This window comes from Vibrio sp. 10N.222.52.C12, assembly GCF_041474215.1.
Lineage (GTDB): Bacteria > Pseudomonadota > Gammaproteobacteria > Enterobacterales > Vibrionaceae > Vibrio > Vibrio crassostreae_C.
In genome coordinates this window covers 55906-62419 of record NZ_JBFRTR010000095.1, presented here as the reverse complement: position 1 = coordinate 62419, position 6514 = coordinate 55906, and the positions used below count along the sequence as shown (strand labels likewise).

The following is a 6514-nucleotide window of genomic DNA, read 5'->3' as shown; positions in this document are numbered from 1 at the left end:
TAAGCTCTAAGCTCTAAGCATAATAAAGGCCATTGAAATCATAAACTTCAATGGCCTTTTCGTTTTTCACTCACTAGCTAGCTAAATAATTAAATAACTAGCTAAGCTGGGACTCTCTCGCTTCTTGACTACTGAAACCACGTAAAATATTAAACAGGGTAATCAGTGTGAACAACATGATGACAAGCGATAGATGCCACGCTTCTCCTAGTCCTAACTGAACCAGCCCCATGCTCACCATTGAAGACACCACCATCTGCCCTCCGCCAGACATCGCAGCAGCCGCGCCAGCGTTCTTCTTATAAGGCAACATCACCAACGCCTGAGCACAAGGTAACGCTATACCATTGCCAAGAATCATCAAGAACTGGCCAAGCATTAAATAAAGTGGCTCAAGTGGACAAAAGAAAAGCCACAACGCCGCAGCCACATGTAATACAGGTGTGCATAACAGAGTTTTCTTGTTGCCCAGCATAGGGCGAATACGGTTACATAAGCTTGTTCCGCCGAGCATGCCTAATGCAGGAATCACCGCCCACATCGCGTATTCATCTGACGTCATGCCAATCTGATTTTGCATGATAAATGGCATCACTGATACGGTGGTGATCATCAAGCTAAAGTTAAGCCAGCCAATACTCGCAAAGCTCATAAAATAACGAGAAGTGAGTAGCTCTTTGTATTGAGAAATCATTTTCTTCGGTGAAGGGATAGCCGAAACCTTAGTGACGGTTTCCTTAAACTTGAACGCCAATACCACCCAAGCCAATGAGACATAGCCAAGTAGTGAGATAAACACCATACTCCAGCCAAAGTGGAAGTTAATAAACCCACCGATAACAGGCGCGATCAAAGGTGTTATAGAGGCAACCATCGCAATATAAGACATAGCCAAAGGCAAGTCTGCGCCGTTGAATCTATCGCGCGTCGAGGCACGAGCAAGTACAGCGCAACAGCCGGTTCCTAGGCCTTGTAGAAATCGCCCCATCACCATATTGGTAAACGAGTGGCTGAAGAAAATGATCATCAATAGTCCCAGCATGGCGATTAATAATCCGCTCAGCAGCACTTTCTTGCGCCCAAGAGCATCGGAAATAGGGCCATAAATAAACTGGGAAGGCCCAAAACCTAATAGGTACACGCTTACCAATAGCTGGGCTTGCTCTAGTGATACATCGAAGTCTTTGGCGATCCAAGGTAGTGATGGAAACACCAGTCCCATACTGAGCTGACCGATACTGATGACCAAGCACGCAAGTAAGATCGATTTAAAATCAAATCCACGACTCATCGTTTAATAGGTCCGTTCGAAGAAAAATCGTGCGTATCTAACTCACAACATAAAAACTGAGAAAATAGCGAAAATGCTGCTGGTGAGTTGTTCATAATGCTCCGACAGGATCAAATAGAGAAAGGCAGAGTAAACATACGTGAGCTTGTATAATCATACAATAGGCGTTCAACTAAATATGTGAATAGTCACTTTTCAGCAACCTCGGCTTTCCGCCTATCGGCCACAAGCGCTAGACTAACACTAGATGCTCATAATCAAGGGACTTCAATGAACACTCATCACCGTATTTTTTCATGTGCTTTGGCGCTGCTTGCCTCTGGTCCTATAACGTCAGCCTTTGCATGGCAGGCAGAGAAGATCACCGACGGACTCGTGATCCCTTGGGGGCTGGCTTATGTCAACGATAAGTCCATGCTAGTCACAGAAAAATCAGGCGTCATTAAACATGTCGATTTAAAAACTGGCGATCAACACACACTCTTCAGGCTGCCCAATGTATGGGCGAAAGGCCAAGGTGGATTATTAGATATCGCACTTTCCCCTTTTGAAAACGGAAAGTTCTACGTCACTTACAGTAAAGACATCGATGATGAAGGCGTAACAACACTGGCTTCTGCTAATTACAGCAATAATGAAGTCATCAATTGGACAGACGTGTTTGTAACTAAATCCAGAACGGACACAGGACGTCACTTTGGTAGCCGTATCACCTTTGATGATAGCCACCTGTATTTTTCAATCGGTGATCGAGGTGATCGAGACAACGGCCAAGACACCATGACTCACGCCGGATCAATATTACGACTGAATGCCGATGGAAGCACACCAAGCGATAACCCATTCACGGATAACAACAAAGTGCTCAATGAAATTTGGAGCTTTGGCCATCGTAATCCACAAGGTCTGTATTACGATTTCCCGACTCAAAAGCTTTGGTCGATTGAACACGGCCCTCGCGGTGGTGATGAAATTAACCTAATAAAAGCGGGTGCCAACTATGGGTGGCCTGTCACCTCACACGGAAAAGAGTATTGGGGCCCTATCAGCGTTGGCGAATCGGAAACCAAAGATGGTATTGAAGCGCCAAAAAAAGTCTATGTTCCTTCAATCGCTCCGGGCAGTTTGCTTGTTTACCAAGGAGACAAATACCCAGAGCTGAAAGGCAAACTGCTGGCTGGCGCACTAAAACTTACTCACATCAATATTGTGACAGTCAATGAACAAGGTGAGGCAATCGAGGAAGAACGCATTTTAGAGGACTTGGGCGAAAGGGTAAGAGACATCGAAACTTCACCAAACGGAGACATCTTCTTCAGCACTGATAATGGCAACCTGTACCGCTTGAAAAAGTAGCCGAGACCTCGTTCAAGTAAAGGCACTTACCTTACAACGACATTTATAAATATAAGCCGTTAAAAGTGGGCTCAACGCCCAGTTAGCGGCTTTAAATTTGCAAAAATGAATGCGCTAAAACAGTGCATTTACTCCAAATTCGTCATCAATTTCGACCACCTTTTTCACAAAAACTACAACAAATCACCATACAACTGTAACTCCATGATATTTAAGGAATGCAAAGTTTGACTACCCCCAAGTTTCTGCAACCTTTCCCTATGTATTCGATTGACTATCCCCTGATTTGATTTAGACTCGTTCCCGGCTAGAAAGAAAGTTCTTTGTATATAAACATTTCGTTGGATTACTAGTAACCCCGTTGTGTTGTACGCAATAGCAATAAACTTTTCCGCGCTATCAGTGCCACAATTGGCTCAAAATAAAAATTTAATTTTAGGATATCATCATGTCTAACACAGTTACTGGTACAGTAAAATGGTTCAACGAAACTAAAGGCTTCGGCTTCATTCAACAAGAAAACGGCCCAGACGTATTCGCACACTTCTCTGCTATCACTGGCGACGGTTTCAAAACTCTTGCTGAAGGCCAAAAAGTTGAGTTCGTAGTATCTCAAGGTCAAAAAGGCCCACAAGCTGACAGCATCAAAGTACTTTAATTTAGTATTTTAAAGCTTTCTAAAAATAGCCAGCCTCAGCTGGCTATTTTTTTACCCGCTATTCAGAGATTTAAGGTAATATTCCCCTTCACTATTTCTACCTAAGACACCCTCTCAATGGCTCTTAAACCGACAATCTATAAGTTACACTAAAATACGCCACTCCCCGCCCTACCTAGCAATAGCCACATACACCATTATTTTCAAATACTTAATGCAAATAACAACCTAGAAGAACTTTAATAAACTGCTATAATCTCTGAACCTTGGTACACCTTTTGTACCCCTCAAATCACCCTTTTGGTACACCTCAGAGGCACACGTTCATGGCATCTTATAGTATTGAAAAGCGAACTCTAGCGAGCGGTGAATCTCGCTACAAAGCCACCGTTACCGTGAAACATCGAAGCAAAATTGCTCAACGTTTTTCCAAAACTCATAAGAAGAAAACGCTCGCTACTGCCTGGGCAAAAAATGAAGTCCGAAAGATAGACGAAGGTGAAACTCAAGATCGTTCTGTACCCATTGGCCAGCTGCTAGACATGTTCATTGAAAACAAAAACCTCTGGGACAATACTGGCCGATCTAAACAAACCGTATTAAAAATGCTGCGTGATTGTGACATAGCAAAAATCTATTCCGATGAGCTAACGACTAAAGACTTGATTGAGCACTGCCAAGATAGATGCAGTACGGGAACCAAGCCCTCTACCGTCTATTCCGACATCTATTATTTACGTTCAGTATTCAAACGAGCTAAACCTGTATTCAACGTTGCAGCGAACGTGAACACATTCTTAGAAGCAACCCCTATCCTGTATGAAATGAAACTCATCGGTAAATCAGAGAAACGAACAAGACGCCCTACTACCGATGAAATAGACCTGCTAAAAGAAGCACTAGAAGAGCGCGAGCAGCGCAGAGAAAACAAAATCCCCTACTCCATGCTTTTAGACTTCAGCATCCTGAGCTGTATGAGAGTAAGTGAAGTGTGTGGTATTCGCTGGGAAGACTTAAACGAAGAACTTAGAACAGTGATCGTACGTGACCGAAAAGACCCACGTAAAAAAGAAGGCAACCACATGGTCGTTCCTCTACTCGGTGAAGCATTTGATATTGTAATGAGACAAGAGCGTAAAGGTGAGTTGATATTCCCTTACAACCCACGCTCAGTTGGACGAGGTTTTGTTGAAGTGTGCCAGAAGGTTGGAATTGATAACCTACGCTATCATGACCTACGCCGTGAAGGTGCAAGCCGCTTGTTCGAGAAAGGCTTTACCATTGAGGAGGTTGCTCAGGTAACGGGCCATAGAAACCTCAATACCTTGTGGCAGGTTTATACCCAGTTGTTCCCGCATAAGTTACACGAACGTAAAATATAAAATCGATTAATGGTATGTAGTTAATACATTGACTTGAAGGGACCTATTTGTACTCACAAATAGAACCCTTAGCAAATCGAAGACTAAGCTCACCTTAAGAAAGATACTAAGGTAGCTACCCTTCTGGGGCAGAACACACAATTTACTTATGAGGCTCGGACTTGTTCAATACTCTGGATTTAACGCTGATTGTGCAGCGCTTAATCCTTATTTGTAACTTACCTGTATTCAACCACTTCTACTCTCACACCTTGCTCTAAGGACATATATTTTCCAGAGTAGTCAACAACACCTGTATAGATACCATAGAAGTTGTTTAATCTAACCCCTTGATACAAAGGCTTCTCAGATACCACGATAATGTTCATTTGGTCGGGAAAGTAGCCTTTTGCTGAAACTTTTGCGACATAAGTATCACCGAATAATTTCCTTTCGATTACGTAAGTATCTGCGAATTCGGATAGAAAAATAGTTCTAGGGTTTGACAAAATCTCTGAGTTTATGGGTAGGTCTATCAAATCTAATGGCTTATTGTATATATACCTAGCTTTGTTCGATCGTCCTAATTCTCTCAGTTTGTTTGTTTGTGCTTCAACCTTGGCCTGTTCGCGTTGTTTACGTTGTTCTACTTCCAGTCTTTTTCGCTCAGCCTCTTTTTTTGCCATACTCTCACAACGAACCTTGAACAAAGTTAATGACTTGACATCGATCTGACTATAAACGTTATAGAATTGAGAACTATGAGCAATGATATCTCCTTCATTTAAGTTATCTCGAAAACGAAACTCTGACTCTTTGGGGCTAAAAATCCATTTCAAATCTGTACTATATTTTTCATCCCTAAACTCAGCTGAGTTGTTTTCTGACAACAGCCCGCCAGAATTGAGGTCACACGAGTAAATAATGCGAGATAACCCACCATCATCAATTTCTAATTCACACAACTCTTCTGTGCAAATTAACTCCGATTTACTGCTATTAAATGCTTGTTGCAAGGAAATAGATTTACAGCCCACAAGGCTAAGAAAACCAACGATGAAAACAATATATTTACATTTCATAATCAATATTTAACTCTAGATAGTGCCTATTGCAAGCTAAAGCTTTACTAAACGGCACTTCAAACCAAAAATGGCAATACATGTAAAAGTACTAGCTAGGGAGATCCATCGGAACCTCAAAAGTAACTCGATGCGCAATGTTTGATTCATCTAAACTCTTAACGCCTCCGCCTATAGAAAAAACCGATAATGTAGCCTTTCCACTTGCCTCTGAGTCCGTGCTCTCTTTAACTTGAATGGCAATATCGAATTTAATTGCTTGCTTCTGGGGCTTTACTTTGTAGGTCTCGAAAGAAACATCAACCTCGTCAGGTAGAGGGTTAACTGCGCCACCAAGTTCAGAAACTGAAGAACTTGCCTCATTTACGCCTTTGGCAATTTGTACCAAAGTTTCTTTAACAAACTCATCTAACTGCATTTTTAAACCTAATCTCATATGGTAATCGGTGAGATTTTATCAGTCGTTTTACCCGTTGCATAATAAACTTTTAATTTGAAAACTAGCACGTTAGCTTGCGACCTGTGAGTAATGATAGCTAGGTAGAATCCTCCCGTTATACAGCTCGGGAATTGACACAAACAGCATTGGAAGAATTGATAACTTTTAGTAAGGGAAAAGCCCATAAACAGGATGTGAATGAGTAAAAGGTCTATCCAACAATAGAGCACTCCTGAGTTAAGAAGTGCCCTCTGTGAAGGTTCTGGACAGAAATATTTTAGGCGTGCTGGTCTAAGCCATTTCCAGCAGATTAGAAAAAGTATCTTG

At 42.0% G+C, this 6514-nt stretch carries 6 protein-coding genes; 3 read left to right on the top strand and 3 right to left on the bottom strand.

Annotation, left to right across the window (positions count from 1 at the left end):
- Positions 1-97: 97 nt before the first annotated feature.
- The gene (locus AB4623_RS17255) at positions 98-1291 is read right to left on the bottom strand and encodes a multidrug effflux MFS transporter (protein WP_065583717.1); all 1194 of its coding nucleotides are present in this window, start codon (positions 1289-1291) and stop codon (positions 98-100) included.
- A gap of 270 nt (positions 1292-1561) precedes the next feature.
- Between AB4623_RS17255 and AB4623_RS17250 the strand changes: the two genes are divergently transcribed.
- The 3 genes from AB4623_RS17250 (at position 1562) to AB4623_RS17240 (ending at position 4687) form a co-directional block, all read left to right on the top strand.
- Positions 1562-2647, top strand: coding sequence for a PQQ-dependent sugar dehydrogenase (locus tag AB4623_RS17250; RefSeq protein ID WP_372147009.1), 1086 nt, complete (start codon positions 1562-1564; stop codon positions 2645-2647).
- A gap of 448 nt (positions 2648-3095) precedes the next feature.
- Entirely contained in the window at positions 3096-3305 is a 210-nt protein-coding gene (locus AB4623_RS17245; protein ID WP_010430417.1) for a cold-shock protein, read from the top strand.
- A gap of 326 nt (positions 3306-3631) precedes the next feature.
- A complete protein-coding gene (locus AB4623_RS17240) occupies positions 3632-4687 on the top strand; it encodes a tyrosine-type recombinase/integrase (protein ID WP_372147007.1) in 1056 nt (351 codons plus the stop codon).
- A gap of 218 nt (positions 4688-4905) precedes the next feature.
- On the opposite strand, the gene AB4623_RS17235 is transcribed toward AB4623_RS17240, so the two are convergent.
- Positions 4906-5748 (bottom strand): hypothetical protein, encoded by an 843-nt coding sequence (locus AB4623_RS17235; RefSeq protein ID WP_372147005.1) that lies wholly within the window; start codon positions 5746-5748, stop codon positions 4906-4908.
- Positions 5749-5839: 91 nt separating this feature from the next.
- On the bottom strand, positions 5840-6166 hold the full coding sequence (locus AB4623_RS17230) for a hypothetical protein (RefSeq protein WP_372147004.1): 327 nt from the start codon (positions 6164-6166) through the stop codon (positions 5840-5842).
- Between the last annotated feature and the right edge of the window lie 348 nt (positions 6167-6514).

Bases quoted from the DNA above. Each gene is read 5' to 3' on its own strand.
- AB4623_RS17255 (WP_065583717.1), bottom strand. From the start codon at position 1,291: ATGAGTCGTGGATTTGATTTTAAATCGATCTTACTTGCGTGCTTGGTC.
- AB4623_RS17250 (WP_372147009.1), top strand. From the start codon at position 1,562: ATGAACACTCATCACCGTATTTTTTCATGTGCTTTGGCGCTGCTTGCC.
- AB4623_RS17245 (WP_010430417.1), top strand. From the start codon at position 3,096: ATGTCTAACACAGTTACTGGTACAGTAAAATGGTTCAACGAAACTAAA.
- AB4623_RS17240 (WP_372147007.1), top strand. From the start codon at position 3,632: ATGGCATCTTATAGTATTGAAAAGCGAACTCTAGCGAGCGGTGAATCT.
- AB4623_RS17235 (WP_372147005.1), bottom strand. From the start codon at position 5,748: ATGAAATGTAAATATATTGTTTTCATCGTTGGTTTTCTTAGCCTTGTG.
- AB4623_RS17230 (WP_372147004.1), bottom strand. From the start codon at position 6,166: ATGCAGTTAGATGAGTTTGTTAAAGAAACTTTGGTACAAATTGCCAAA.